Consider the following 25,407-nt stretch of genomic DNA (forward strand, 5'->3'; position numbering starts at 1 on the left):
CTGCCGTCGAGGAGCCGCCGATCCGACGTCTCTTCAACTGGCTCATGGGAAGTCGCGACATGAAGGTGTGTTTCGTCGCTCCTTATGCATATACGCTCTTCAATTCCTCTCGGCATTTTCCATTTGGGGGGCTTGAGGTTCAGGCACATATTTTAGCGACTGGACTGGCTGCTCATCAGGGCTTTGACGTTAATTTTGTCGTATTCGACCATGGGCAGGCAGAGTCGGAAGAGATTGCCGGGGTGACCGTCACGAAATATCGCCCCACCAAATTTCGACCCGCGACGAATTTCCTTTGGCCTTCCATGCTTGGAAAGGGGATTGCGACCTCCACTGGCCGCGTGTTGTCTCTGCGTCGAAAGTGGGCGACTCGACCAATCTATCACGCGATCATGGCGGTTCAGTCTGTTATTGACGCCAGCAGAGCGTTAAGGCTATCGCTGGGCACCTTGCTGGAGTGGCTGGCGTATCCCCGCTTGTGGGAGGGCGGCTTGAGCGTCTATTACCAGCATCCGAACAGGGTGGAAACATATAGAAATATTAATGCTGATATTTACATCGGATTTGGCGCAAGCGAATTGATGGCGGAATTAGCTGCGTTCTGCAATTCTTCGAAAAAGAAGTTTATTCTATTTGGCGCAAGTGATTCTGACTTTGATGATTCATATGTCCCTCACTCTAATATAAGGAATTACTATGGATGCCGTGGGGGGCATTGCTATTTTAGCTTGGTCAGCGCGGATCATATCGTGGTGCAAAATGATCTGCAGGAGAAAGCGGCACGTGAGCATTTTGGCCAGCAAGCAACGATCATTCTAAATCCCATCGACCTTTCTCTTCAGCCAAATGCCGAACGGCCAAGAGCCGAGCGGGATGTCATATTCTGGATAGGCAAGGCCGACATTGTGAAGCAACCGTTACTGGTCTTCGAGATCGCCAAGGCTTGCCCAGACTTGCACTTCTTGATGGTTGTTAATCCAAACCGACCCGAGATAGAAGAAAAAATAGCGACACAACAACCCGGTAATGTAGAAATTCTGCAGAAAATTTCGCGCGCCGATGTTCCCGCCGCATTGGAGCGTAGCATTTTGTTACTGAACACATCCCTGTTCGAGGGCTTTTCGAATGCAATGTTGGAAGCATTCCGCGCAGGAACTCCGGTAGTTTCCCTGACTGCAGATCCAAACAACGTGATCGAGACCTGGGGATGCGGCCGCATTCTCAACGGCGACTTCGCGGGAATGGTCGCAGCCGTTCGTTCTCTGGTGGCCGACGAGCCGACGTGGAAAAGCGCCTCGGATGCCGCTCGCGCCTATGTGGCCCGACATCACGCGACCGATGTCATCGTGGATCAATTGATTGGCGTAATTGGCCAAGTGCTGGAGGAAGCAGCCGGCCTTAGGCCGCTCCAAGCCTGAAGGTCGCCAGTTCGCTTGCCCTTACAGACTTCCCTGTAGATTGAGGCCAGTCGGCGCGTCAACTCATCATTGTCATGCAGCGCTCGGATGGCCGCCTCGGCCATTCGACGGAAGGCTTCCAACTGCCCTGGCTGGAGTAATAGCGCTTCGATCATTGTTTCCAACTCGTCGAGTGACGAGAAAATCAATCCGGGAACAGGATAGGCCTGATCACGCAAATCCGGCCTGATATGGGTGATAGTGGGAACGCCACAGCAGAGGGCTTCGATTTGGGCATTGGCGTAAAACCCCATCTTCATCTTTCCGATGGACAGGTCGGCATCCACCAATTCCTGCAGCACTTCGGAATAGGAAGCCCCCTTAATATGTCGAATCTCGATGGCATGGCCCTTGATGCGCAGTGCCTCCACCGCATCAGCGATCATGCGAGTTCCTTCGATCCCGGGATGGTTCGTGACATGAACGATTCGCAGGCAGCCATTCGTCGGCCATGTATCACGACGGCGTTTCGGGATGATGTCAGCAGGTGGTGAGAAAAAGGGAAAATGAATTGCCTCAGGGACAAAGTCCAGCAAATCCGGTGTCGTCACCATTTCGAGATCAGCGTATTTCCGGCTGAGCCGTCGGCGCAACACGGACAGGGCGTTGCTGCAAAGATCACGACCATAGTCGCAGTCTTCGCAAATGTTCACGCTGGGATGCAATGCCATATTGCGCCGCCAGTCGCGGGCCTCGCATCCGGAGTAATAGACGATGATCTTCCGACCCATGGATTTGAGAATAGGCCATTCCCATCCTGATCGGCTGATTCCCTGCATGAAATGGAATTGCACCAGTTCATAACGGCGCATTACGCGCCAGAAAAACCAGAACTCGGTCAATGCCAAGGGCATCCATTTGCGCCAACGCTGGAAGTGGTAATCGCAGAGCGTCCAATCCCGACTGCCCCCCACCGCCACATAATCCGCGGTGACGCCCTGGCGCCGGAGCAAAATCACGGTGTAATGGACGATGTGGAAGGGAAAACTCACATGCAGGACCGACCCGGCGTCGTATTTTTGACGCAGCGCCAAGGCAAGGAGTTTGTTCAACGGCCAAAGAATGACGGGAAGAGACATTTCCAGCGCCGCCCAAGCCGAGCGGGCTATCGAACGCAATGCAGATCGCAAATGGTTGATAAGTTTTATCGCCACCACGTCTTAAGCATCGTCTTAAAGAAGAAAAGGCCGTAAAGAAAATTACCGCCCTTGCGACTAGTGCCATGTTCACGGCGGGCGATGTGGATGGGAACCTCTTGAATTCGGAGGCCTTTTTTTGCCGCCTCGATGATCACTTCAGATGCCTGGAACTGGTCTTCCCGCAAATTGAGCTTGGAGATGCTATTCATGCGGAACGCCTTGAAACCGCTTGAGCAATCGGTGATGTAGTGTCCCGACAGGACGCTAATGAGATGAGACAGACTAAAGACACCCATGGACCGGGTCCAGCTAACGGCATCGGCACTTCCCTTAACCCGCGACCCAATGACGAGATCGGCCTGGCCGGTCAAGATCGGCTCGACCAATCGGGCAATATCCGAAGGGCGATGCTGATTGTCGGCATCCATGGTCACCCCCACCTCGACTCCACATCTGGCGAGAACCTGATATCCAACTCTAAGGGCTGCGCCTTGTCCGCGTGGGACCGGGTTTCTTGCGGCGAGGACGCCAAGCTTGGTTGCCATCTCGGAGGTATCGTCCGTACTGCCATCGTCGATGACGAGGACACCCAGATCATGATCGCCAATCCGAGGCGGGATGTTTGGCAGGAGGATCTCAAGATTGCTGGCTTCATTTAGCGCGGGAATAATTACCATGATCGGCTTTATTCGTTGCTGGATCATGTCGCCGTCGCCGAGCAAACGATCAGTCAAGCCGCTACAGATGATCCGATCCAGCAGATAGCGAAGTGAATCGGTTCTAGATTTACTATAGAGCGCCAGTAAGGTTGCCAGGATGCTGGCGCAGATTGACAGCGCGAGAATTCGCCCAACACCGTACTCTCCCAGATTGAGAAGATTCGGCAGCCAATTGACCGAATCGGGCATGACCGAGACGATGACAAGGGCTAGGCCAACGAAGAAGACCAGCGTAAATACCGAACGGCTCCACCGAGATCCGCGATGATAATAAAAATTGGCAACGATGAGGACTGTGCCGAGCACCAAGCCAAAAAATCGGATCACACTCATTGAGTCGCCTCGATCACCCGAACCATGTTTGCGATTTAGGACGCATTCTAGGCAAACGGCCATCACGAAGTCCATGATTGTATTGGGGTGAATATGTATAATCCGACCGATCCGGTTTGCTTTAGCGGATCGGATTGGCGAGTCTCATATTTGGGTGATGGTCGATGAAGTGGTTGATAACCGGCGGGGCAGGATTTTTGGGGAGAAACCTCTGCCGACGGCTGACGGATTCTGGTGGGCACACGATCAGGGTCGTTGACAACCTGTCGGTCGGTGGCGAAGAGCCCCTCAATCACGCGATGGGTGGGAAGGTGAGGATTTGCCCAAAGGACATGCCGGGGCCGATGATCGCAGGAGCCGCCCCTGAATTGATCGTGGCCGATATCGCCGAGGCGGAGGTGGCGGTCGCCGCTGCTGCCGGCGCAGACATCATCATTCATCTTGCCGCCAATACCGGTGTCCCACAGTCGGTCGCCCATCCCAGAGTGGACTGCATTACCAATGTGCTTGGAACCCTCAACTACCTCGAGGCCTGTCGGGTGAGCAATGTGGGGCGATTTGTCTTCGCCTCGAGCGGCGCCCCCTTGGGGGAGTCCACACCGCCCATTCACGAAGAATCCGTCCCACATCCGATATCGCCATATGGAGCAAGTAAATTGGCGGGCGAGGGGTACTGTTCGGCATATTTCCACAGTTATGGTGTCGAGACGGTGGCGCTTCGGTTTGGGAATGTCTATGGGCCGGGTTCCGGTCATAAGACCAGCGTGGTCGCTAAATTTATTGGTCAGGCCCTGCGTGGAGAGGTGCTTGAGATCTATGGGGATGGCAACCAAACCCGCGATTTCATCCATGTTGACGATCTCGTGGATGGAATCCTTCGGGCAAGCAGCGTGCCTGGAATCGGAGGCGAGGTGTTTCAGATCGCATCAGGGCGGGAAACCACGCTGCATGAACTGGTGGAACAATTGGCCGCCATCTTTGATGGCGCGGGATTGCCGCGCCCCGTGGTCAAAACATCCGAGCCGCGGCATGGGGATGTGACGCGCAATTTTTCCGACACCTCCAAGGCGAAACAGCGGCTTGACTGGACTCCTCGGGTTTCTTTGGCTGACGGTCTGCGACAAACTCTGCGGAGTTTGGCCGACGTCGGGTGATCGGGGCCGCGTTCGTTAACTGTATTTGGCGGCGGGATTACGGTGGCCGCCCGTCGCACCAGAGCAAATGACGTGGGTCCACGGGAATGCCGATGTATCTCCGCCGCATAAGAGATGTCGCTGCCGCCTTTTCCGCGCCGAGCGTGCAGTGCTGGATCCAGGTCGCCTGTCTTGCCTTGATTCTGGTCGGTGGGCTGGCCCATTTGGCTCCCGATGCCAATGAGTCCTATCTGCTTGCGGCTAAGTTCGAATGGTATCGGCATGATGTTGATGGGCGACGGTCGATCGAATTACCCTGGTGGGTCCGCAGCTTCAAGACCGGAGAGCGGCTTTTGGTGCCGGTGGCGATGCCACCGGTCGTCCCCAAGGGCCAGTGGTTCGTCGATATTCTGGCCAATGAATCGGGATGTGAGAATGTCGGCCACGTCATTGTCGGCGAGGCCGTCCAGTCCTTGCGGAAGACGCCATACGCGGCATGGCAACGTATTGAATTACCGCCGCCTCTGCCCGGGCCAGTCACCCTGGAATTGTCCTATCGCCCGGCCTGTCCCGACGGCCACCTTAGCGTATGGGGAGTCTTCGACGACCCGCCCAGCGCGGATCGCGCCTTAATGGAAAGCGGCGGGCGGCGGATGTTATTGGATCGGTTGCTGCCGGTGCCGTTTCGCAGTACACCGGTGCCCTTCGTCGGGCTCGTGGAACTTGATTTCATCGAGCACATGGACGACGTTGCCGGAAAAGTTCCGGCCGTCCGCTATGGTGTGCGGGCACAGGCGATAGGCCGCCATGAGATCAGCCTTTGGGCGATGTGGTTCGGAGCAGCCGGCTCGCTGGCGCATTTAGCCGCTTTGGCTGTTGGCTTCTGGCTACGGGAGCCTGCATGGGCGACGGCTCTATTCGGTGCTTTCGCTACCACGGTTGCCGTTCGCCTTGATGCCGTCGCCCGGGTCCGCGTTGATATCCGCTGGCGGGCGGGTATCGACGGACTACGGGAGGTCATTAGCCAGGACTTGCCACGGCCATCGCAAATTCTCAATGGAGATGGTATTTTTGCCGATGCGGCACAGTACTTTGCCCATGCCGTATCCATTTACGCCAACCAGGAAAATCTACTTTTTGACACCCCATACGGGCTGTCAATGATGAGTGCAGCGCTTTTTCCCTTAACCGGAATTTCCCCGATCCCCGTCGTCATGCTCAACATCCTGATCCAGGCTGCCACCGGCCTGCTGATCTATTACCTTTGCTTCCGCATCAGCGGCCGCAAATGGCTGTCGTTCCTGCCCCTGGTTTATTGGATGGTATTCGACCGGCCATTCAAATACGCCCTTATGTATCTGACCGAGGCCCCGGCAACGGCCTTATTGTTGGCAGGGCTGGCGATCATTCTGGCACGCCCCGGAGCTTCCCCGTCGGTTCCGACACGGTACGCCGAGCTGCCCTTCTTGCTGCTGGCGGGGGCGTTGCTGTCAATGGCCACATATACCCGCGACATCGTGGTGGTGCTGATCCCGGCGTGTGTCGTAATTACGGCGATTGTGTATGGGTGGAAGCCTCGGTCCTTGGGGTTTGCCGGATTGGTCTTGATGGGGGTGGTGATCTGGTGGCTGCCGCTACCGATGATATTTCCAGGAAAGACTTTTTCTCCCATGGGCTTTACGCCTGTCGCCTTGACCAGAATTGGCCAGGCCAGCACCCTGATGGTTGGCGAGGGCGGCGAGTCCACGGTGACCGGGCTGATCGGTAATGCCATGGTATCTTTCCTAAGACCCCTGGCCGACGATCCGTTGGGGGGACTCTATAGGATGATTGCCGGATTTTGGTGGCCGAATTGGGGCGGCGATACGGAGGCGGCGTTCCATCACGCCTCGCCGTTCATTCTGCCGATTTATAATCTGCTTGAATGGCCGCTTCTGATCGGGGCGTTTTTACTCATGTGGCATCGGGATGGTCTTGCCCTGATCCGAATCCGCTGGTGGTGTCTTGTCGCCTTGCTGGCTTACGTCACCACGTTTCACATCGTTCTATGGTCAGCGGTACAGCCCCGTAACAAGGAGATCTATTACCCCGAGGTCATCATCCTCGCCTTCTTGGGGCTGACGGCCGCTGTCGAGTGGGTCAGGGGGTGGGGGGCAGTTTGGCGGCAACGAATCGCATCGGAGACACCGCCACCGGCGGCAGGTGGCGCAACATCTCGAACAGACCGGTGAGGCGAAGCATCCGAGATATGATTTTCAGTAGCGCTCCGTGATGGCGGGCCCCGAAGGTGGGATCCTCTTGAATGCGGACCAATTGAGCGTGCAGCAGTCCGGGAGCAAATCCCACCTGCAGGCCATTGCGCTTGCACAGCGCTCGCACCTGACCGGCATCTATGAAGTTCAGGCATTGCCAAAGTTGGCTGTCACGTATTCGGCGTGGCAGGACGATCTCTGTCAATTTTGGCCAGCCGGGTATGAGTGGGATAGAGAAATGCGGCTCGTAGGGGAAGTTATAATTGACGCACATATGGACCATGACCCCGCCCGGCTTCAAAACTCCGCACATTGCGGCGAAGGCTTCATCCAGTTGCGGGACATGCTCCAGGACATTGTGGGAAAAGATCACGTCGAATAGGCCGTGGATAGCAGAGTCGAGCTCTTCGGCTCCGATCACCAGCAGCGTCAGGTCGTCGTGTCCAAGCGTGCGGATCAGCTCCTCGTGATAGACAGCGTATTCGTCAAATCCTGATAAGGCTGGCTCGATTGCCGTAATGTCATATCCGTTCGCCTTGAGAAAAATGCTGGCTAAGCCAGGGCCGGCGCCTATCTCCAGTAGGCGTTTTCCCACGAGGTCAATATCCGCCAGCAGCTCCAGCGTTACCGGAACCTGGCGCAGCTTCGATTCCAGAAGGGCGGCTACCTGAGCAATCGGTCGGTTCAAGCGTCTGGCGAGCCGTTCTTGCAGGTCATGGGCGCGGACAGCGCGGGCTAATTCGTCGAGTGTCATGCGACGCCTCCCGGACATGTCCTGCCGTCCGGTTCGCGCTTATCTGCCGGCATTGTCGCATCCGGTAGCTATGTAGGTGTGGCGAGACCTCATGGGGGTGAAGTTGCCGGCCGCCCGCATGGCATCAAGTCCATGACGGGTCAACAGATCGAGCATCTCCTCCGTCGAGTAGCGGTGAAATTTGAGATCGCCGCCGAAGCCGCGCACCAGACGGCGCATAATATTCGCCAGAGCGCGGAGGAAGTAGCCATAACGCCAGGCGTCGGACAGACGTTCAATGGCATCCCTGAACCCCGAGGAGTGATCGGGCACATCCACGACCAATAGCCGTCCGCCCCGGGCCAAGCGTTGCCGCAGCAGCGTCAGAAGGCGGTACAACTCATTGTCGTCTAGGTATTGGATGACGGCGCAGACCAAGATGGTATCGATTGTGACGCCGTCCCGGTCCCTAAGAAAGTCTTCGTCCACCACCTGGACATTGGGGGTTCGGGCGGCGCATTGCTCCGCCTTGGCGCGGTAGGCTGGGGACCGATCATAGAGAAAAACCTTAACCCCCGCCTCGACCAGCAGCGGCGCCAGATCGGAATCGCCACATCCGTAATCGAGCAGGGAAGATCCTGGTAAAACCCCGCCCTCTCCAATCAGGCAATCGCGCAAATACTCGACCCGCTCCCTTCGCATGAAAGGATTGGAGAAGTATTCCGGGGGCTGTGCCCAGAAAGTCTCCCAGTCCATATACTAACCTCTGATCAAAATACGCAGCCGGCCAGCGGCAACTAGCGGGAAGGGTAGTCGGTGCCACTATCTTCTGCAAGCATTCAGGAATCAGGACCAGCGGACCCGGGGCATGATGCGGGCAGGAACGATGCGATCACGATAAGGCAGGATTTTCTCGAACATAGCCGCCACGACGTCATCGGTCAGCAGATGGGATCTTAGGCCGAGTTCTTTCAAGCCGCTGTGGCAGGGATTGTAGTAATGCTCCTCGGCTTCCTTGCGGGGATTGGCGATAGGGCGAATCTCCACCTTCAGACCCAAATCGTTCCCGACCCGATGGACGCGATCCGCCAGATCGTTGACCGAGAACTGCTCGGTGAATTGGTTGAATACCCGCAGTGTCCCCTTGGCCGCCGGTTTGATCATGGCTAGCTCGATACACTGCAAAGTGTCGCGGATGTTGAGATAGCCTCGGACCTGGCCGCCTTTCCCGTATACCGTCAGCGGAACTCCCGCCACTGCCTGGACCAGAAACCGGTTTAGCACGGTGCCGAAGATGTCATCGTAGTGAAAATTCGGCAGCAAACGCTCGTCTGCTTCGGTCTCATCCGTGGCCAGGCCATAGACCGGCCCCTGCATCAGGTCGGTGACCCGCAGTCCGTGAAGACGGACATAGAACCACAGCAAGTCGGTGTCGAGGATCTTGGTGGTATGGTAAAGGCTGCCGGCTTGGCGCGGAAACAGGAATTTATCGCGACGGCCCTTGTGCTCAATGTCGATCCAGCCTTCCTCAATATCGATGTTAGGAGTGCCGTACTCGCCCATTGTGCCAAGCTTGATGATATGGCAGCCCGGAGCATGCTTTAGCACAGCCCAGATCACATTGAAGGTAACCCCGAGGTTGTTGAGCAGGGTTTCGCGCGCCTCGCCGAATCCCCGCATGGAATAAGGCCCGGAGGGTTGCTCGGCGAAATGGACAACTGCTTCGGGGTTGAAGTCCGAGAAAACGCCGCTGAGGAAGTCCATATCAGCGCAATCGCCGATTGCCGTGGCGATCGCATGGCCACTGGCCGCACGGTAAATAGCCGCCCGCTCCGGCAGGCGCGGATTGTCCATCAGCGCATCCGATTCGGTCTCGTGCGCGATTCTCCGCCTCATGTAGTTGTCGATCGCCAGAACCTCGTGACCCTTGGCGGCAAGCGCCATGGACGTAGGCCAGCCGAGATAGCCGTCACCGCCTAAAATCAACACCCGCATGGACGCTCCAAGCAGCATTATTGGGAGGAAATTGTCACTCCAGTCCGGCCGAGGCCAAAACGTGAGAAGAATTTGAGGTATATCCCTTTCCGGGATGTCCAGCAAAACTTTATGAAGTCGGCATAGCGGTGATTGGCGATAAACAGTTTCAGATAAGTTTGCACCCGTAGGAATTCGAGACGTTGGTGACTGATGCCATCATGCTTCAGTACGGATCCGAAGTACTTGTCGTATTTCTTGAAATCCGCATCCATCAGGTCGAGACCTTCACGATGGCCGGCAGCTAAATCATAGACCTCGGTACCAGGCCACGGCACCATCACACCGATATTCAACTCATCGGGGTTGATCTTGACGATGGTTTCCATGGTGTCGAGGATTTCGGCCTCGGTTTCACCGATATGGCCGTAGACGATAAAGGCATTGGTCTGAAGTTTGGCACGACGGGCGCCCCGGAAAGCATCCAAGATCATGTCCCGCGACGTCTTCTTGTTGGCGCGCTCCAGAACCTTGTCGACAGTGCTTTCGACACCGAAGGACACCAGATAGCACCCCGCGGCCTTCATCAGGAGCAGAAGATCGTCATCGACCGCATTGACGCGTGTGGTGCAGGCCCAACGAGCCTTGGCGGCAATTCCCTCGTCGATCATGCGCCGCAGGACCGCCTCGGTGTGCTTGCGATTTATGGCGAAAGTGGCGTCAATCAGCCAGAAATCGCTGCATTTCTGGTCGAACACTACATATTTGAGTTCAGCGATAATGGCGTCGATGCTGCGGGTGGAAAAGTTAAAATTTGTAGCATTGAAACAATACGAGCAGCGGAATGGGCAGCCGATGGCGGTGAACAACATATATGTTTTGGCCGGCCCCATCTCGGCAAATCGCGAGGGCCCTACCTCCGACCAGCGGCGATTGTCGCGGGGGCGCTCCGGCGTGCGAATGGGCATGCCTTCATTTCGGTAGGCAATCCCCTTGATGTCGGCGAGCGACGGGAAATTGCCGCCGCGGGTATAGTAATCATGGAGCTCCACGACGGTCTGAATGCCCTCGAACCGTGCCACGACGTCGATTTCGGCACAGTCGTTGAGTGTACGTTCCGGCATGGCGCTGGAATGGGCGCCGCCTATCACGATGGGAACACCGGGAAACCGCGTCCGAATCGCCCGAATGGTGGTCATGTCGTTTTCAATCAGAGTGGTGGCTGAATTGCTTACCCCGATATAGGCGATACTCTTTCCTGCGCTTTTTTCCGCGATCAGGGCCAAGGTATCGTTCAGGGAAAACGCATTCAGTTGGGCGTCTATGACCGCATAATCCAGCCCGTGCTGGTGGAGCACCGCAGCCAGCAAGCCAATGGCGGGGTTGGGGTAGGGGGCCGACGAGTAGTTGAAATGATAGCTGGTTTCGTTGTCAAGAAACGGCGGGTTGAGCAGAATTATCATTGTGAGATCTCGTTCAGCCCTTCGGCGCGGACGAAATCCTTAGCGGCGCTCACTGGGCGGCGCTGGCTGAGGAAGATGTCCATATCGGTTTGTTTCAAATCCTTGCGCTGGGCGCCAAAGATGGAGGCGGTGAGAAACCGTCGAATGATCGCAGCCTTGGAGAAAGCTTCTTTTGCGAGAGCCCCGAATTTAGCCCAGCGCAGATAGAACAGGATATAATTGAACAGCCTCAATCGGGGCAGGAAATTGCCGTCGAAGTTGTCGAATTTTACGCAAGATCCAAAATGCTTGTCAAAATTGCGCCAATCGGCAGCGACCAGCTTATAGCCGCGCTCGCCACGCCTCGCGTATTCATACACCTGGGTTCCAGGCCAGGGCACCATGATGCCGATCACGATCAGGTCGAACCGCATGCGCAGCGACAGCTTAACCGTTTCCCACACGGACTTTTTCGTTTCGCCCGGATGGCCGAATATGAAACCGCCGAGGGTGTAGATGCCCAGCTTGCGGCAAAGGGCCAGCATCTTGTTGGCGCGATCAATATCAATGTTCTGCTTCGCGACAGCGGAGATTTCCGGATCGCCCGACTCGACGCCGAAAAAGATCGAGACGCAACCGGCCCGCTTCATGCGGGTTAGGAGTTCCTCGTCGGTAGTGCTGAACCGCGCAGTAGTTTTCCATGGCACTCGTTCGGCGATGTTGGCCGCTATCAATGCGTCGAGCACGGGATAGACCTTCTTCTTGTTCAATCCAAAGGTCGGATCGGAAAAGAAGATGTGATCCGGTCTGGTCAGGGACAAGATGGTTTCGATTTCCCGTGCCACGTTCTCGGGGCTCTTGTGGCGAACCTTGGTGCCCGTCAGCCGATAGCAGAATTCGCAAGGAAATGGGCACCCGCGAGTAGTCTGCACATGGTACATCTCGCCAGGGGGGAACATTTCCCAGACGGGTGTGCCGATGTCGTCTAGGTCGTGGCACTCCAGCGCCTTGTCATACGGATTGACGACAGCCTTTCCCCCGGATGAGCGCCATGCAATGTTGGGGATGCTTGTAATGTCTTCCCCGGCCCTGAGGGTTTCGACGATCTTCACCATCACCTTCTCGCCCTCGGCGATCACGGCGATATCGAAATACGGGAATTCCTCCAGGGTCTTTGCCGGCATCACGGTGGAATGAGGCCCACCGACCACCACCACGCAGTTGGGGAACTCCTGCTTGATCAGGCCGGCGAACTGGTTAGCGAAATAGATATCCGTGGTGAAAGCGCTCAGGCCAACAATGTCGGGGGCGCAGGCTCGCAGCCGCTCGAGCGACTGCTCGATGGTCAGATCTTCAAGTTTGGCGTCAAAAATATCGAAGGCTATATTCGCCGCTCTCAAGGCGCCGCCGATGACGGCTATGGCCGGATTGGGAAAGGCGCCATACCACCGGTAGACCGTGTAATGATGTGTTTCACGGTCAAGCCAAGGGTATTCCATGAGCAGAACCTTCATTCCCTACCCCTTCAATGGACACGCCGCGCAATGGGCGTTGGGATGGTCGATGCAGGATGATTGGTTGGTCACGATGCGCCGGTTAAGGGCATAGTCCGCCCCGTGCCAGATAGATGCGAACCCTCCTGAAATATTTCCCATATGCTTGTCGCGGCGCCAGTCGTAATCGCAACAGGGCACTGATTCGCCATCATACAAGATGACGGGCAAGGTCCAGAGCCACTTGCATTTGAACGGAAATCGGCCGGTCCTCGCGGGAGCTCGGTTCAGTGCCCCTAGTTTGTGGCCATCATGGGTCAAGCCTTCTCGATTGCGGGTGACGACGAAATTATCAACGCCGATTTCGCGGGCCAACCGCTCTGCCTCGACCAGTTGATGCCGATTGTGGTCGAAATCGATAAACTGCCAAGCGATGATCGGCGAGGCCGCCTCTCTTTGGCGCTTAGCGGCCACCAGCCGACGCAAGTTGTCGAGGACCAGGTCGATCTTGCCGCCAACTCGATAGGTTTCGTAGATCTCTTGTGTGATGCCGTCGAGCGAGATGGTCAAATAGGTTGGGCCTCTTTGAACAATGTCCTCAATTTCGGCATCGGTGAACTTGAGGCTGAAATTACTGCTAACAATGGTGGCGATACGCTGTTCCCGGGCCAAGGCGCACATGTCAAGCAGCTCTTTGTTTAAGAACGGCTCGCCTTTGTGATAGAGGATCAAGGCCAGCAGGTGGCGGCCCATCTGATCGATGACGGTCTGGAAGGTTTCCAGCGTCATGTAGCGTTTGTTCCGGAACGCCTCTCCACGCGGATCCTCGCCATGAAGGCAGTAAGGGCACCGCAAATTGCACAAGTTGGCGGTTTCCAGTTTGGCAACCATGGGCATGGAACGGGGATGTTCACGGCCCAGAAGGTAGTCCACCGCCGCGACCGCACCATTCGCCAGGCGTGCCGGTGTGAGCGTGCCCATCAAAACGTCGCGGAAAATCCTGGCGCAGGAGCTGAATGTTCCTTCGTTGCGATAAACCCTCACAGGGATAGCCTGCAATCCATCACGAACCCTAACGCCTTATCCGTGGCCTCGCGCGCATCATTGGCACATCTGATAACCGAAAGAGAAGATATACCAAATATATTTTTATATCAACTGCTTCTGATTATTACCCGCAGCTGCCGCCCGACCGTCGAGGATACGGCGGTAAATTTCGACATAGCGGGCTTCGGTCACCGACGGTGCCCACAATTTTTTGGAAATTGCATAGGCTTGACGCCCCTGGGCCTCGCGGGTGGCATGGTCGTCCATCAGACACCGGATGGCGCGCCAATACGCATCTGGCGTATTCTCAACCAAGGTGACGATATCCTCTGTCAGTTCCGGGACCGGCCGTCCGATCCGGCGGTTGATGATGACCGGCAGCCCGGCCAGCAGTGCCTCGATCACCGACTTATTGAACTCCCAAGCCTCGGTGTGAACGACGAACAGGTCAAATTCAGCAAGCATGGCGCATAAAACGGCATTGGGCACCACCGGCTGGAAGTCGATGCGATCAACTATGTCTAATTCGACGGCCCTTGCTTTCAGCGACTGGTGCAGTGGGCCGTCACCAACCATGGTCAGCGTCACCTCGGGCAAATCGGCGACGGCACGCAGGATATTTTCAGCATTCTTCTCGTGGTACTGCCGTCCTACCGAAATGAGCCTGACCGGCGATCCCAGGGCATAATTATCCTTGTGGCGAAGAGTGGCGCCGTTCAGCACATTGTAACAAATCTCAAAATTGAAGCCGCCGAGGCGATCAAGATAAGGCAGGATCGAGCCATAGACCGGCACCACCAAATCAGCCTCAGCCAGACATCTCCTTTCCAGATCCTCCATTGCGACGTTTACCTGGACCTGCTCGGGATCGATGGAAATTCGGCGTCGGCATGGACTTTGGTCTAGGTTAGTGTGCAACGAGACCACATAGGGAATGCCAAGGGCCTGCTTGATCCGCCGGGCCGCAACGGTGTTGAAGTCGGTGCCGTGGCAGCGCACCACGGCGGGATTCAACCGTCGGGCCAGGGCGACAGCAGGTTCCGACCAAGCGTCGAACATACGCCATCGCTTGATTCCATTCGGCTCCAGGAGCGGCCTGTAATCCTCCGGAAGATTATGGATGGTCATGGCGGCGTCACCGACCATTGGCCGGACGGCATCCTCCTGGGGCCGGTCGGCGTTGGTCATCAGGATATGGACTTCGCCGAATAGATTGCCGGGATTGTAGTATCGCGGCTGCACTTCCCCCTTGGCCACCAAGGCCGAGAGCTGATCTGGGATGATGACGAGGAGAACGGGTGCGGTCATGGAGCCTGGGGCAATGCTGGAGGAGGACGACGCCACCGGGGCGACGATGGTACCTTGGACTATGGGAATGGTTCAAGGATGACGGGCTCTTGCCCAGCTTGGCCTCGACACGATGGCGATGCCTGGGAATAATGGACAAGGTCGTGCTCGCGATGACGAAGGGATGGTCATGAGGGACGGAGGGTGGAGGGTCGCTGGGATTGCCGTCGCGATGGCCTTGCTGACCCTTGAACTTGGTCTTATCCAATTCAGGCTTTCCGGGTTGACTTTCGAGGAGCCCATCCCATCCGATCGGGTTCGTCCGTATCGGGGCAAGGCAGCGGTGATCACCCTTGTCCCGCGAGGTAAAATGCTTCTGGGATGGGCGCCCTTCGGCGATTTTGACGGCGCCCCTACTCGGTCGAGCCTGACCATGACGGTCGGTGGGGTCACCCTGCCCACCCCACATGCAACTATCGACGATATCGTGGACCTGGGGGGTGGACGCTACCGCCATGATCGCAATTGGGATGTGATTTTCTCGATGCCCCCGGGCCGTCTAGACGGAACGGCCATTGTTCTTCGCTATACGCTTTATCCTGGTGCCACGGTGCTAGTATTTCCGATTGCTGTGGGCGTAGTGGCCGGGTGCCTGGCAGGCGGATGGCGGCGTCGGCGAATGATCGCCATCGGTCTGCGTGCCCTTGAGCAAGGATTGATCCGGTTTTGCCGGCTGGCGGAGCTTTGGTGGCAGAATTGGTCCGGCGCGGCCGCCCTCGTGTTGGCATCGCTGGCAATCGCCGTGGCGGTGGGAGAAGTGGGAGCCCGGTGGTTCGAGCCACGGATCAATACGACAATAGATTCGATCCGTTACCAGGGACATCCGGGCTGGCAGTCGTTTCCACCCTACCACGCCATGATATTCACCAATGAGGACATGGTCACCATCCCGATCAGGTCCGACGAGTTGGGGATGCGAAATCCGCCCGGCAGTTTCGCGCTGTCCGATGTCGTTGTCTTGGGAGACTCTTTCATCGCCGGCGATAATACCGCCGAGGATTTAACCTTTGTCAATCAGTTGAGACGCTATGGCATAAAGGCCTACAATGCTGGCATGGATGGGTCTGGAACAATCCAGCAGCTCAATTTCATTGCTCATGCCATCGACGGAGCTCGGGCGCTGAAATTGTTGGTCGTTATGGTCTATCTGGGCAACGATCTACGCGATAATTACTTTGGCGGTACCGTGCCTCCGGAGGTCAATGGAGCATACGCCTCGGCGCTATCCGCACCGGAATCGCCCGCGGAATTGTGCGACGTTCTGGCGTCGTGCCGATGGCTGTGGAGGGGGGGGGCGCGCTCGATTCTGTCCCGTCAAGCGTGGGACAGTCTGGCCAACTACACCGTCGCTGAAATGGCCTTCCTGCGGCGGGTTCCAGATCCAGCGGCGGCTCAAGCCATCATCAACACACGCATGGCGTTGGCTAGCATCCGCGATCTTGCCGCCTCCCGCGGTGTCAAGGTTCTGGTGGTGGCAATTCCCTCCAAGGCTCAGACTCTTGGGAGTTTCCGAGAAATTTCAGGCTTTGCCATCGATAGCCGACACCAGAACTATGCCCGCGACCTGGGGCGGGCGGGTTTTTCTTGGGATCAGCCTAATGCGATCGTCCAGGCGATTAGCGCCGAGCTTGGTCTGCCATTCCGTTCTCTATTGGAGCCGTTTCGACGCGAAGCGATGGCCGGTTTGTACTATGATTTCGATGTCCACTGGAGCGCCAGAGGGCAGGAATTGGCGGCATCGATCACCGCTCCGGCTATCCAAGACATGCTTGCGCGGCGGTAAAATCAGATAACTATCACCGTTTCTATAGGCAGCGCCACCAAGAATGGATGGCTAAATATTATAACAACATGAGAGATTCATGCGGCATGTCTGTACAGGATGAATTCAAGGAATATCTACAAGATCAGCGCGATATATTCGACCGCATGATTACCGAAGATTGGGATACATACATTTCACCAGCATGGGACGTTGCTCGGAAATTCGAAGTCGCCCAGGTCATGGCGGGTTGGCAACCCAAGCTTATTCTTGATATCGGCTGCGGCTGCGGCTTCCATGACAAGGAACTTGCAGAACTTCCCTTCGTTAGCAGGGTCGATGCCTTTGACTATTCGGCCAAAAGCGTCGAAGTGGCGGAGGCGATGTATCCACACCCCAAGGTCCGCCGTTTTGTCGCCGATATGGCGACATTCTGGCCAGCCAATAAATACGATCTTGTTGTATCTTTCCAGGTGTTCGAGCACCTCGATGATCCGAATCTATATTTCGCGCGCGCGCGTGCGCTTTGTTCGTCAAACGGCCGAATCTGTATTGTGACCCCCAACCGCCAACGGCTGGAAAACCGCCTGCGGACGTGGCGCGGGGAACCAGAGGTGTTAATGGATCCGCAGCACTTCAAGGAATATTCCATCGACGAGCTGCGACAGCTAGGCCGCGCTCACGGTCTCCGCCCAATACGCAGTTTTGGGCATACCATCTACTCCACTCGCCCTCGGTGGCTCAGCCGATTGCCGATGAAGATAGGAACCCGCCTAGGAAGTTTGTTCCCCGCTATCGCTCATGTCGTTGGTGTTGAGTTCTCGGTGTAGTGAGATGGTAAAATAAGGTTCAGATCATCATCGCGCCTGCCGGGTGGTAATCGCCTGCTTCAGCACGAGGGCGAAGCGGTGCGCGACCTGAGGGGCGTCGAATTCGGCGGCGACGCGGCGGTAGGTGGAACCGACGTCGAGACGCCCATGCGTCCACCGGGCATGCGCCTCGATCATCGCTTCAGCCAAGTTCCTGGCGTTACCGACCGGAAGTATCGGGCAGTCCAGGCGTGCGAGCAGATCAGCGGTGGCGCTGTCCGCTGGGGTGATACCTAGGACCGGCTTTGACAGTCCGATATAATCCACTAATTTGCTGGGCAGGAAGACACTGTTTGCCACGTCGGCATCGATCACCAGCGTCAGGTCGGCACAGGTGATTTCGAACAGCGTCTCGCGATAGGGGCGTTGCCCGATCAGGGTGACGATCTCGTCCAGTCCGGCCTGGGCGATGCGATAACGCATTCCCTCCTCGATCAGGCCGATCAGGCGGATATCGAGGTCACGCGCCACCCCGGGGTGATTCTTGGCAATCAAGGCCACGGCGTCCAGCAGTGGCTCGGCGGAACGAGCGGCGTAGAAATTTCCAGTATGAACGATGCGCATGCGGTTGAGGGCGGGAGGCTCTGGGAGTCCCTCTAGTAAATCCCGGTCGAAGGCATGGGGCACCACATAGGCGCGTTCGGACCATTGTGTCGGATACTTGCTCATGACCAGATCACGGGTCTTGTCGGAAACGAACACCAGTGCGTCGGCCCTTTCAGCCACGGCCGCCTCGGCATTGCGCCGACGGATCATCTCAGCCGGGTCGAGGTTCACGAAATAGGGATTGTCCACCCAGGGATCGGCAAAATGGGCGACCCAGGGCAGGCCGGTCTTCGCCGCGAGCTCAAGGCCCAATTCGTGGCTCTCCCACGGGCCGGCGAAGGTGGCGAAGGCGACGTGCTCCTTCCGCGCGGCAAGGCGCAACGCGGCCTCCAGTCCCCGCTGAAACCAACGCTGGTGATGGCTTTCCTCGCGGACACCACCCAGCAGAGCCTTGACCAACGCGCGGCGAGAATGGATGGGTAGGGGATCGAGCGATACCGTTTCCATACCGGCCAGAATATCGCCATGAAGGTTGCTGAAATCGAAATCGAGGAATTGGCGAGGCTCGTAGGTGGCGGGATCGTGGGTGATGATTCCCGCGCCCCAGCCTTGACCCCGCAGATGCTTGAGCAGACGGCCGACCTGGATGGCGCGCGGAGTCACCGTCGGCGGCATCCACATGGAGATGGCTATGAAGTTCAGCATCGCGGCATCCATTCCCGGACCCACATATCCAGGATCAGTAGGTTCCACAGCCGATGGCGGTCCATCATCGGCGCTTCCTCGGCCGTGCCCCGCTCCACCATGGCGGCGACGGCGGTGGGGTCCAGCCAGTTACTGAGGCGTCCTCCCCCGGCAAGACAGTCCCGCGCCCAATCGCGCAGGGGACCAGACAGCCAGTCATAGACCGGCACCGGAAACCCCTGCTTGGGGCGATTAACAATCTCCCGCGGCAGTCGAGTGGCGGCATATTGCCTCAGCACCGCCTTGGTGCACCAGTCTCCGGCCTCGTCCCTGCCGACCTTGACCGAGGTGGGGGCGCCCGCTGCCCATTCCACCAGCCGGTAGTCGAGGAAAGGCGTGCGCAACTCCAGCGACACCGCCATACTCATCCTATCCGCCTTCATCAGCAAGTCTTCCACCAGCCAGTCCTGGCAATAGACGTAGAGCATGCGATTCAGCGGCTCCCCCGAGCCGCATCGGTTCATCGTCGTGCGCACCCTGGTCATAGAGTCGGCACACTCTACCGGCTGGCGAAACATCGCCGTCTTGTCGGCCGAAGACAGGTAATTGGTCATATGGGGCGGCGGATCGGCGGCAAGGGGGTCTGCCCGGCGAACGCCGAGCCGTCGCCGCCACCACGTCGGCATCGGAAAGGCTCTGTCCCAGTCTCCCACCACCCGGTCGAAGTCGTAGCCGGCCAAAATCTCGTCCGCCCCCTCGCCCGACAGCACCACCTTGGCCGAGCCGCGCGCCAGTCGGCAGACATGGTACAGCGGCACCGAGGCCAGATCGGCCAACGGCTCATCGGTATGGTGAACGAAGCTTGGCAGTGTATCCATGAACTCGTTCCGGCCAATCACCACCTCGGTATGATTCAGTCCCAGAGCGGCGGCGACCTGTCGGGCATAGGGCAATTCGTCGGTGGCGGGGCTGTCGGCGAAGGCCACGGAGAAGGTATCGACCCGGCCGCACCCGCTTTCCGCCGCCGCAGCAGCAACCGCGCTGGAATCAAGCCCTCCACTGAGCAGAATGCCTACCGGAACGTCGGCCAACATGCGCAGCCGAACCGCATCCGAGAACAGCAGGGTAAATTCATCTTGCAAGCGCCGAGATGAACGAATTCTGGTCGGCTCCGCGTAGGGAATGTCCCACCAGCGCTCGATTGCCGGCTCGCCGCCCGGCTCCACGGTGAGGAGATGGCCGGGCGGTAGCTTGGCGACATCCCGCCAGATGGAACCGGGGCCGGGGACGTAGCGGAAGGTGAGGTAATCCCATAGCCCGCGCGGATCAAGTTCGCGATCAACCAACCCGGAGGCCAGCAACGCCTTGATCTCCGAAGCGAACAGCAGCCGTCCGCCACGGTGATAATAATAGAGCGGTTTCACGCCCAGGCGATCACGTGCCAGAGTCAGCGTCCCCTCGCGGCCATCCCATACCGCGAAGGCGAACATACCGTTAAGCCGAGGCAGGCAATCGCGCCCCATCAGCGCCCATGCAGCCAACAGCACCTCGGTGTCGGAGGTGGTGGAAAAGCCCCAGCCCTGGGCGGCCAGTTCGGGCCGCAGTTGGGCATGGTTGTAAATCTCGCCGTTGAGCACAATGGTGTATCGCCCATCGGGAGATGCCATCGGTTGATGGCCGTGCGCAAGGTCGAGGATTGCAAGGCGGCGCATGGCCAGACCGATATAGTCAAGCACGACCATGCCGACATCGTCGGGTCCACGATGGAGGATGGTCGCCGCCATCGCCCCGAGCATTGTCGGGGCCGTGGCGGGATTCAGATCGGGATCGAGGACGCCGACGATGCCGCACATGGGCGCTGTCTAACTCTTGCCGGGCTTGGAAGCGGTAATCCACAGGCTCCAGCCCCAGCGGCAGGCCAACGACTTGATCAACTGAGGCGGCAAGAGTTGGCTCCCCAGGCCCGGCAGCCAATGGTCGAGCGCCGATGGGATGTCGGTGCCCAGGGTGCGGATGGCAATATCGCGAAAACCGACGAAGAGGGTGCCCATGACCTCGTCGCGGGTCACCGGCCAGGCGTGGGGATTGCCTTCCGCCCGGCCATTCTTGTCGATGAACGAGGTGGAGCCATAGCCCAATCCATAGGTCATCGGAATGCGGGCCCACCAGTCCCGAATATTCGCCTTGACGTCTGATCCGATCATCGTCGCCCCCGCACCATATCCCACGCGCTAGGCCGACCGCCACCGGCACGATGACGAAACCGAACCCAAGCTCGAATACCCGCCAAGTCGACAGCCAGCGCCGCAGACGCAGCTTGTACCGCGCCTACTCGTCCAGCGCGAAGGCGCGGCGACGGCCGTTGACGGTATAGACCACTACGCCGCTCAGGCATGCCAGCGCCGCTTCGGTACGGTCCCAGCCCAGGCCGATGGCATCGCGATACAACAGAAATACCGCGTCATAGCCGCCGACAACCACAGTCCGGGCGAAATCATCGGGCGAACCGGGATGGCAGGTGAACCTCGCCTCGACGCCGTCGGGCAACGGTTCGGCGGATGCCACCGCCAGATCCTGGCGCAGATCGGGAAAGATCGCCAGCATCATTGCGAGCGGACGCGGGTTGGCTTCGTATTCGATGAACTAACTGCGGCTGCCGCCACGGCCCCACCAAGGCTAGCTGCCGGGACACCGGCCAGGGAGCAGGGAAATCGCGGGCAATGACCAGTACCCTGGTCAGGCGCGGCGCGGCGGAAGTCAGGATCTTCACACCCGTCCTCCCATCACGAGTAGATCTTCGAAACCGATGGCCTTGATGCCATGATCACCAATTGCATCCAGGCAGCGGCGGAATACGTCTCCCTGGGCAACATGGGAGGGGTCGGCATACCAGTTTAATACCCCCACTTGCCGATGTTTGAACAGTTCGGCGCACGTTTCCATCATGATATTGCCATAGGCGGCGGTGACAACAGGATCGACCGGGCTGCGGACATGGGACCAACTGTCGAGAATAATGTGCGGAGCAACCCAACTGCCGCTACACGGCAGTTCGACCAAGCCGCCGACATCGACCAGCGGTCCTTTGGCCAAGCCGAGTTCCGGAAGCGACGACGATGAGAATCTGTATCCCATTGCTCGTAGAGTGTTGTATATATACTCGCGCTGAGAATTGTCCAGCAGGCCAAAATGGGGAGCACGGAAGCCCGTGGGAATTTGCCCGGTGACGGCGATTACCGCTTCGTGGCCGGCGGCGATATCCTGGGCGACTTCGGCCTCGCTAAAGCGGTCATAGAAGGTGCAGCTCCAATAGCGGCCATCCCGAAATTCGACGTGAGCGCGGCCGCCGTGGTTGATGAACCGGGCGCCCTTGGAAGCCAGTTTCCGATAGATTTCCGCAGCCTCGGTCAGCATCACCCCGGGCACGGCATAGGTGCGGGGAATTCCCCTTTCCACCAGCCATCCATCTACCATTTCTACCACCTCGGCATCTTCGTGGCGGTCGCAGTCGAACGACAGCAGCAGATACAGGCGGTCGAACCCCTGGGCACGGGCCAGTGCACCGTAAGCTTGCCAGGTCATGGCGAGAGACGATGGCGGCGGCTGCTGCTGCCGCTTTAGCAATCCTGCCATTTGCTGCGTCATGCGTCCGATTGAACGGAGACTGATCATTTTTTCCTCGCTGTCTTGCGCGTCAGCATAGCCCGAAATAAATGTACCGCCTATCCCTCGGCACCCAGTGAGACCGGGTAGGTCCGGGTCGCCAACCACATGCCCATCATCAAGCCGATCATCATCTGGCCACTGGAAGAGGGGTAGAGTTCGCCCCGGCGGCGGCCATCCAGGTAGGCGGCATGGGCAGCCCGATAGTCTGCGGCATCGATGCCGGATTCATCGAGATGGCCAAATGCTTTTGCGGCAAGACGCTCGAAGGCCGGATCCGACGAGATCGAGTCATTCCAGCACAGGTTAAATCCCATGCCTTTCTTGGCCGCCCAGGCGATGTCGGGGGGCACGAATCGTTCATAGTATTTCTTCGGGATGAATTTATTCAGGTCGACGCGGGCACTGTCGCCAATCTTGAATTTTTGCGGTTGTCTGGCGGCAAACTCCACCATCCGGTAGTCCAGGAATGGGCTGCGCAATTCGACCTGGGCCGCTAACCCGGATATATCCGGCAGCCGATACAGTCCATCGACGGCATTCCATTTCAGAGCGGTGAACATGTGAAGGTCGAGCAAGGACTCCACTTCTGCTTCTTGCATATCATCGGTTAACTGGCGCAGCCATTTGTCCTCCGGCGGATCACCTCCGCCGGATCGTCCTTGGCAGTAGGCGATCAAATCATTGCAGAATCCCATGCCAACGTTACGGCCCTGGAAGCGTGTTTCGATCCGGCGAAAGCGCTTCGGCAACCACCGCTCCAGCATTCTGCGGCGGTCGTCGCGGGCGATCGCCTCCATTCCGTCATAGCCGGCGAACAGTTCATCGGCGCCGCCTCCGCACAGAACGACGGTGGCATGGGGCTTCATGAACTCGTAAAGAATCTCAGAATAAACCAGCGGCATCTGGTGGGTGGGCTGATCATAGGGCTGGTAGGCACGCGGTAGGCGTGGCAGCAGGTCGCGACGGTAGTCAAAATTAATATAATGCCAGTCAAGACCAAGGAGCCTAGCGGTGCGTTCAGCGATTTGCTTTTCAATGCTGGGGTCGTCAGGAGCGTCGTAGTCGATGGTGAACACCTTAGGGCAGGTGTTGAGGCGTTTGGCGCAGATAGCGGCAATGGTCCCAGAATCGACTCCACCGGAAAATGACAAGGCGAGCGGCACATCCGATTCGAGGCGAATTCTGACGGCGTCTGTCAGGATCTCGCCGTACTCCTCGATGGCGTCGTCGAGGCGCGGTCGCTTTGTCTTGCCGCAGGAAAAGGTCCAATAGCGAGTGACCTCCGGTTCAGTCTTTCCGGATGCAAGGGTTGCCCAGCAGCCTGCTGGCAACGCGTGCGCTTGCTCGAAAACCGTAGCGCTGCCAGGTAAGCCGCCCAGCATGGCAAGCAGGTGTAGCGCTGCCCGCGAGAGCGTCCCGCTCCAGCCCGGGCATTTGGTGAAGGCGTCGATGTTCGAGGCGAAATAGAACACGCCGCCAAGCGAGGCATGCGCCAGCGGCTTCTTGCCCAACCGGTCGCGCGCAATGAATAAGGCGCGTTCGTGGCGGTCCCAGATCGCGAAGGCAAACATGCCGTTCAGTCGTCTGCAAACATCCGGGCCCCATGCCTTGAACCCTTCCAGGAGCACCTCAGTATCGCTATTGGTGAGGAAGCGCGCCCCCCGTTCCTCCAATTCGCGGCGCAAGGCCCGGTAATTATAGATTTCACCATTGTAGGTCGCCATGTAACGGCCGCTGCTATCTGCCATCGGCTGGTCGCCGGTGGCGAGATCGATCACGCTCAGGCGGGAATGAAACAGGCGTACCCGTTCGCCATCAGTCCACTCGCCCTCACCATCGCGACCGCGGTAGCGGATGGCGGTGGCCATTTGGCTTCCCACGGCTTGGGGTAGCGCGGCGATGGCTGGACCTACATACCCGGCGATGCCGCACATGCCCGGATCATCCCTTTGGTTGGAGTGAAGTCTGATCGCCTTAAGAGTAGCCGAACATCACCGGAAGATTTCTGGCGATCAGCGCCTCGAATTTTTCTGCCTGCCCCCCGGAGAGATGGGTCCGATATCCCCCAACTTCTCCCTTGCGAACATGGAAAGCATCGGGATTTGAACGATCACCAGGGCCGAAGACGGGAAGATTGGACGAGGGGTAGACGAGCTCTGCTCCACGGCTCTCCATGTCCCTCATGTTGCGGAAGGATGCAAAGGACACCGCCTCATCAACCGCCGCCTGATGGGGGGACTCACCCAGGAAGGCCAGAATTTCCTTTAAAATTCTGCCGGGATCTTTGCGAGCATCCTCATAACGGCGCAGGTAAAAGCCGCGGAGGCCATGCTTATTTTCCGCCCATATGGAGTAGAATCTTATGAGTTTTTCAAGACCAAAAACATCATCATTAATAAAATCCACGAGATCCCCTTTAAAACTTCCGACTTGGTGCTTCATCTGCATGTAGTGCGAGACGAGAGTGTCAAGCGGATGGCGAACCATGAGGATAACCTTCAGTTCGCGAAAGGGATCGACTACGGATTCGGCACTTAAATCGTTAGCCGCCTGACTATTCCAAGTCAGGGGAGCATGGGTAAATCCGCCAACAAAATTCGGTGCGGTTCGACAAGCTTGACGCACTCTGTCGATGTCATCAAAAAAAACAAGTTGCTCATTGCGAGATATGATCTGCACATATTTAGCGAGCTCGAATTGGAACCATGTCGTTCCAGTTTTTGGGTAGGAGATGGCCGAAAATACGGGAGAAGGTAAATCCCGCTCTTTTTTTGAGCATAATTTATTGACAAATTGATGAAACATAATTCC

21 protein-coding genes are annotated in these 25,407 nt (G+C 57.7%); 5 read left to right on the plus strand and 16 right to left on the minus strand.

Annotation, left to right across the window (positions count from 1 at the left end; all coding sequences use genetic code 11):
- Positions 1-59: 59 nt before the first annotated feature.
- Positions 60-1,418, plus strand: a complete 1,359-nt coding sequence (locus tag CU669_RS10920) for a glycosyltransferase family 4 protein (RefSeq protein WP_161539638.1) — start codon at positions 60-62, stop codon at positions 1,416-1,418.
- Here the strand turns inward: CU669_RS10920 and CU669_RS10925 are convergent.
- Positions 1,352-2,536 (minus strand): glycosyltransferase family protein, encoded by a 1,185-nt coding sequence (locus CU669_RS10925; RefSeq protein WP_112144576.1) that lies wholly within the window; start codon positions 2,534-2,536, stop codon positions 1,352-1,354. The genes CU669_RS10920 and CU669_RS10925 overlap by 67 nt on opposite strands.
- A 65-nt stretch (positions 2,537-2,601) precedes the next feature.
- Positions 2,602-3,648, minus strand: coding sequence for a glycosyltransferase family 2 protein (locus CU669_RS10930; RefSeq protein ID WP_161539639.1), 1,047 nt, complete (start codon positions 3,646-3,648; stop codon positions 2,602-2,604).
- Between the two features lie 164 nt (positions 3,649-3,812).
- Here CU669_RS10930 and CU669_RS10935 point away from each other — a divergent pair, with 164 nt between their 5' ends.
- The gene (locus CU669_RS10935; protein WP_112144578.1) at positions 3,813-4,802 is read left to right on the plus strand and encodes an NAD-dependent epimerase/dehydratase family protein; all 990 of its coding nucleotides are present in this window, start codon (positions 3,813-3,815) and stop codon (positions 4,800-4,802) included.
- Between the two features lie 86 nt (positions 4,803-4,888).
- Positions 4,889-7,012 (plus strand): hypothetical protein, encoded by a 2,124-nt coding sequence (locus CU669_RS10940; RefSeq protein ID WP_112144580.1) that lies wholly within the window; start codon positions 4,889-4,891, stop codon positions 7,010-7,012.
- On the opposite strand, the gene CU669_RS10945 is transcribed toward CU669_RS10940, so the two are convergent.
- From CU669_RS10945 to CU669_RS10975, 7 genes are all read right to left on the minus strand, one after another.
- The gene (locus CU669_RS10945; RefSeq protein WP_161539640.1) at positions 6,921-7,787 is read right to left on the minus strand and encodes a class I SAM-dependent methyltransferase; all 867 of its coding nucleotides are present in this window, start codon (positions 7,785-7,787) and stop codon (positions 6,921-6,923) included. The two genes, CU669_RS10940 and CU669_RS10945, sit on opposite strands and share 92 nt — an antisense overlap.
- Positions 7,788-7,826: 39 nt before the next feature.
- On the minus strand, positions 7,827-8,522 hold the full coding sequence (locus CU669_RS10950; protein WP_112144584.1) for a class I SAM-dependent methyltransferase: 696 nt from the start codon (positions 8,520-8,522) through the stop codon (positions 7,827-7,829).
- Between the two features lie 90 nt (positions 8,523-8,612).
- Positions 8,613-9,761, minus strand: coding sequence for an NAD-dependent epimerase/dehydratase family protein (locus CU669_RS10955; protein WP_112144801.1), 1,149 nt, complete (start codon positions 9,759-9,761; stop codon positions 8,613-8,615).
- 17 nt (positions 9,762-9,778) lie between these two features.
- Positions 9,779-11,203 (minus strand): B12-binding domain-containing radical SAM protein, encoded by a 1,425-nt coding sequence (locus CU669_RS10960; protein WP_112144586.1) that lies wholly within the window; start codon positions 11,201-11,203, stop codon positions 9,779-9,781.
- Complete coding sequence (locus CU669_RS10965; RefSeq protein ID WP_112144588.1) at positions 11,200-12,696, minus strand: B12-binding domain-containing radical SAM protein; 1,497 nt, start codon at positions 12,694-12,696, stop codon at positions 11,200-11,202. Before CU669_RS10965 ends, CU669_RS10960 begins: the two co-directional genes overlap by 4 nt.
- Positions 12,697-12,699: 3 nt before the next feature.
- Positions 12,700-13,719, minus strand: coding sequence for a radical SAM protein (locus CU669_RS10970; protein WP_146747720.1), 1,020 nt, complete (start codon positions 13,717-13,719; stop codon positions 12,700-12,702).
- 105 nt (positions 13,720-13,824) lie between these two features.
- Positions 13,825-15,030, minus strand: coding sequence for a glycosyltransferase (locus tag CU669_RS10975; protein WP_112144591.1), 1,206 nt, complete (start codon positions 15,028-15,030; stop codon positions 13,825-13,827).
- A 211-nt stretch (positions 15,031-15,241) separates the two neighbouring features.
- Between CU669_RS10975 and CU669_RS10980 the strand changes: the two genes are divergently transcribed.
- Both CU669_RS10980 and CU669_RS10985 read left to right on the plus strand, forming a co-directional pair.
- Complete coding sequence (locus tag CU669_RS10980) at positions 15,242-16,852, plus strand: hypothetical protein (RefSeq protein WP_146747721.1); 1,611 nt, start codon at positions 15,242-15,244, stop codon at positions 16,850-16,852.
- 86 nt (positions 16,853-16,938) lie between these two features.
- Positions 16,939-17,661, plus strand: a complete 723-nt coding sequence (locus tag CU669_RS10985) for a class I SAM-dependent methyltransferase (RefSeq protein WP_161539641.1) — start codon at positions 16,939-16,941, stop codon at positions 17,659-17,661.
- A gap of 27 nt (positions 17,662-17,688) precedes the next feature.
- On the opposite strand, the gene CU669_RS10990 is transcribed toward CU669_RS10985, so the two are convergent.
- The 7 genes from CU669_RS10990 to CU669_RS11020 form a co-directional block, all read right to left on the minus strand.
- The gene (locus CU669_RS10990) at positions 17,689-18,963 is read right to left on the minus strand and encodes a glycosyltransferase family protein (protein ID WP_112144596.1); all 1,275 of its coding nucleotides are present in this window, start codon (positions 18,961-18,963) and stop codon (positions 17,689-17,691) included.
- Positions 18,945-20,783 carry an asparagine synthase (glutamine-hydrolyzing) gene (gene asnB / locus CU669_RS10995; RefSeq protein ID WP_112144598.1) on the minus strand — a complete coding sequence of 613 codons (1,839 nt, stop codon included), beginning with the start codon at positions 20,781-20,783 and terminating at the stop codon, positions 18,945-18,947. The genes CU669_RS10990 and asnB (CU669_RS10995) overlap by 19 nt, the downstream gene beginning before the upstream one ends.
- A 9-nt stretch (positions 20,784-20,792) precedes the next feature.
- Entirely contained in the window at positions 20,793-21,134 is a 342-nt protein-coding gene (locus CU669_RS11000) for a hypothetical protein (protein WP_112144599.1), read from the minus strand.
- Between the two features lie 124 nt (positions 21,135-21,258).
- The gene (locus CU669_RS11005) at positions 21,259-21,537 is read right to left on the minus strand and encodes a hypothetical protein (RefSeq protein WP_112144601.1); all 279 of its coding nucleotides are present in this window, start codon (positions 21,535-21,537) and stop codon (positions 21,259-21,261) included.
- A 159-nt stretch (positions 21,538-21,696) separates the two neighbouring features.
- Positions 21,697-22,602: a polysaccharide deacetylase family protein gene (locus tag CU669_RS11010; RefSeq protein ID WP_112144602.1), complete on the minus strand. Its 906-nt coding sequence runs from the start codon at positions 22,600-22,602 to the stop codon at positions 21,697-21,699.
- Between the two features lie 50 nt (positions 22,603-22,652).
- Complete coding sequence (gene asnB, locus CU669_RS11015) at positions 22,653-24,530, minus strand: asparagine synthase (glutamine-hydrolyzing) (RefSeq protein WP_112144604.1); 1,878 nt, start codon at positions 24,528-24,530, stop codon at positions 22,653-22,655.
- A gap of 40 nt (positions 24,531-24,570) precedes the next feature.
- Positions 24,571-25,401 (minus strand): sulfotransferase domain-containing protein, encoded by an 831-nt coding sequence (locus tag CU669_RS11020; protein WP_161539642.1) that lies wholly within the window; start codon positions 25,399-25,401, stop codon positions 24,571-24,573.
- Positions 25,402-25,407 lie beyond the last annotated feature (6 nt).

This window comes from Paramagnetospirillum kuznetsovii (assembly GCF_003284725.1).
Classification (GTDB): domain Bacteria; phylum Pseudomonadota; class Alphaproteobacteria; order Rhodospirillales; family Magnetospirillaceae; genus Phaeospirillum; species Phaeospirillum kuznetsovii.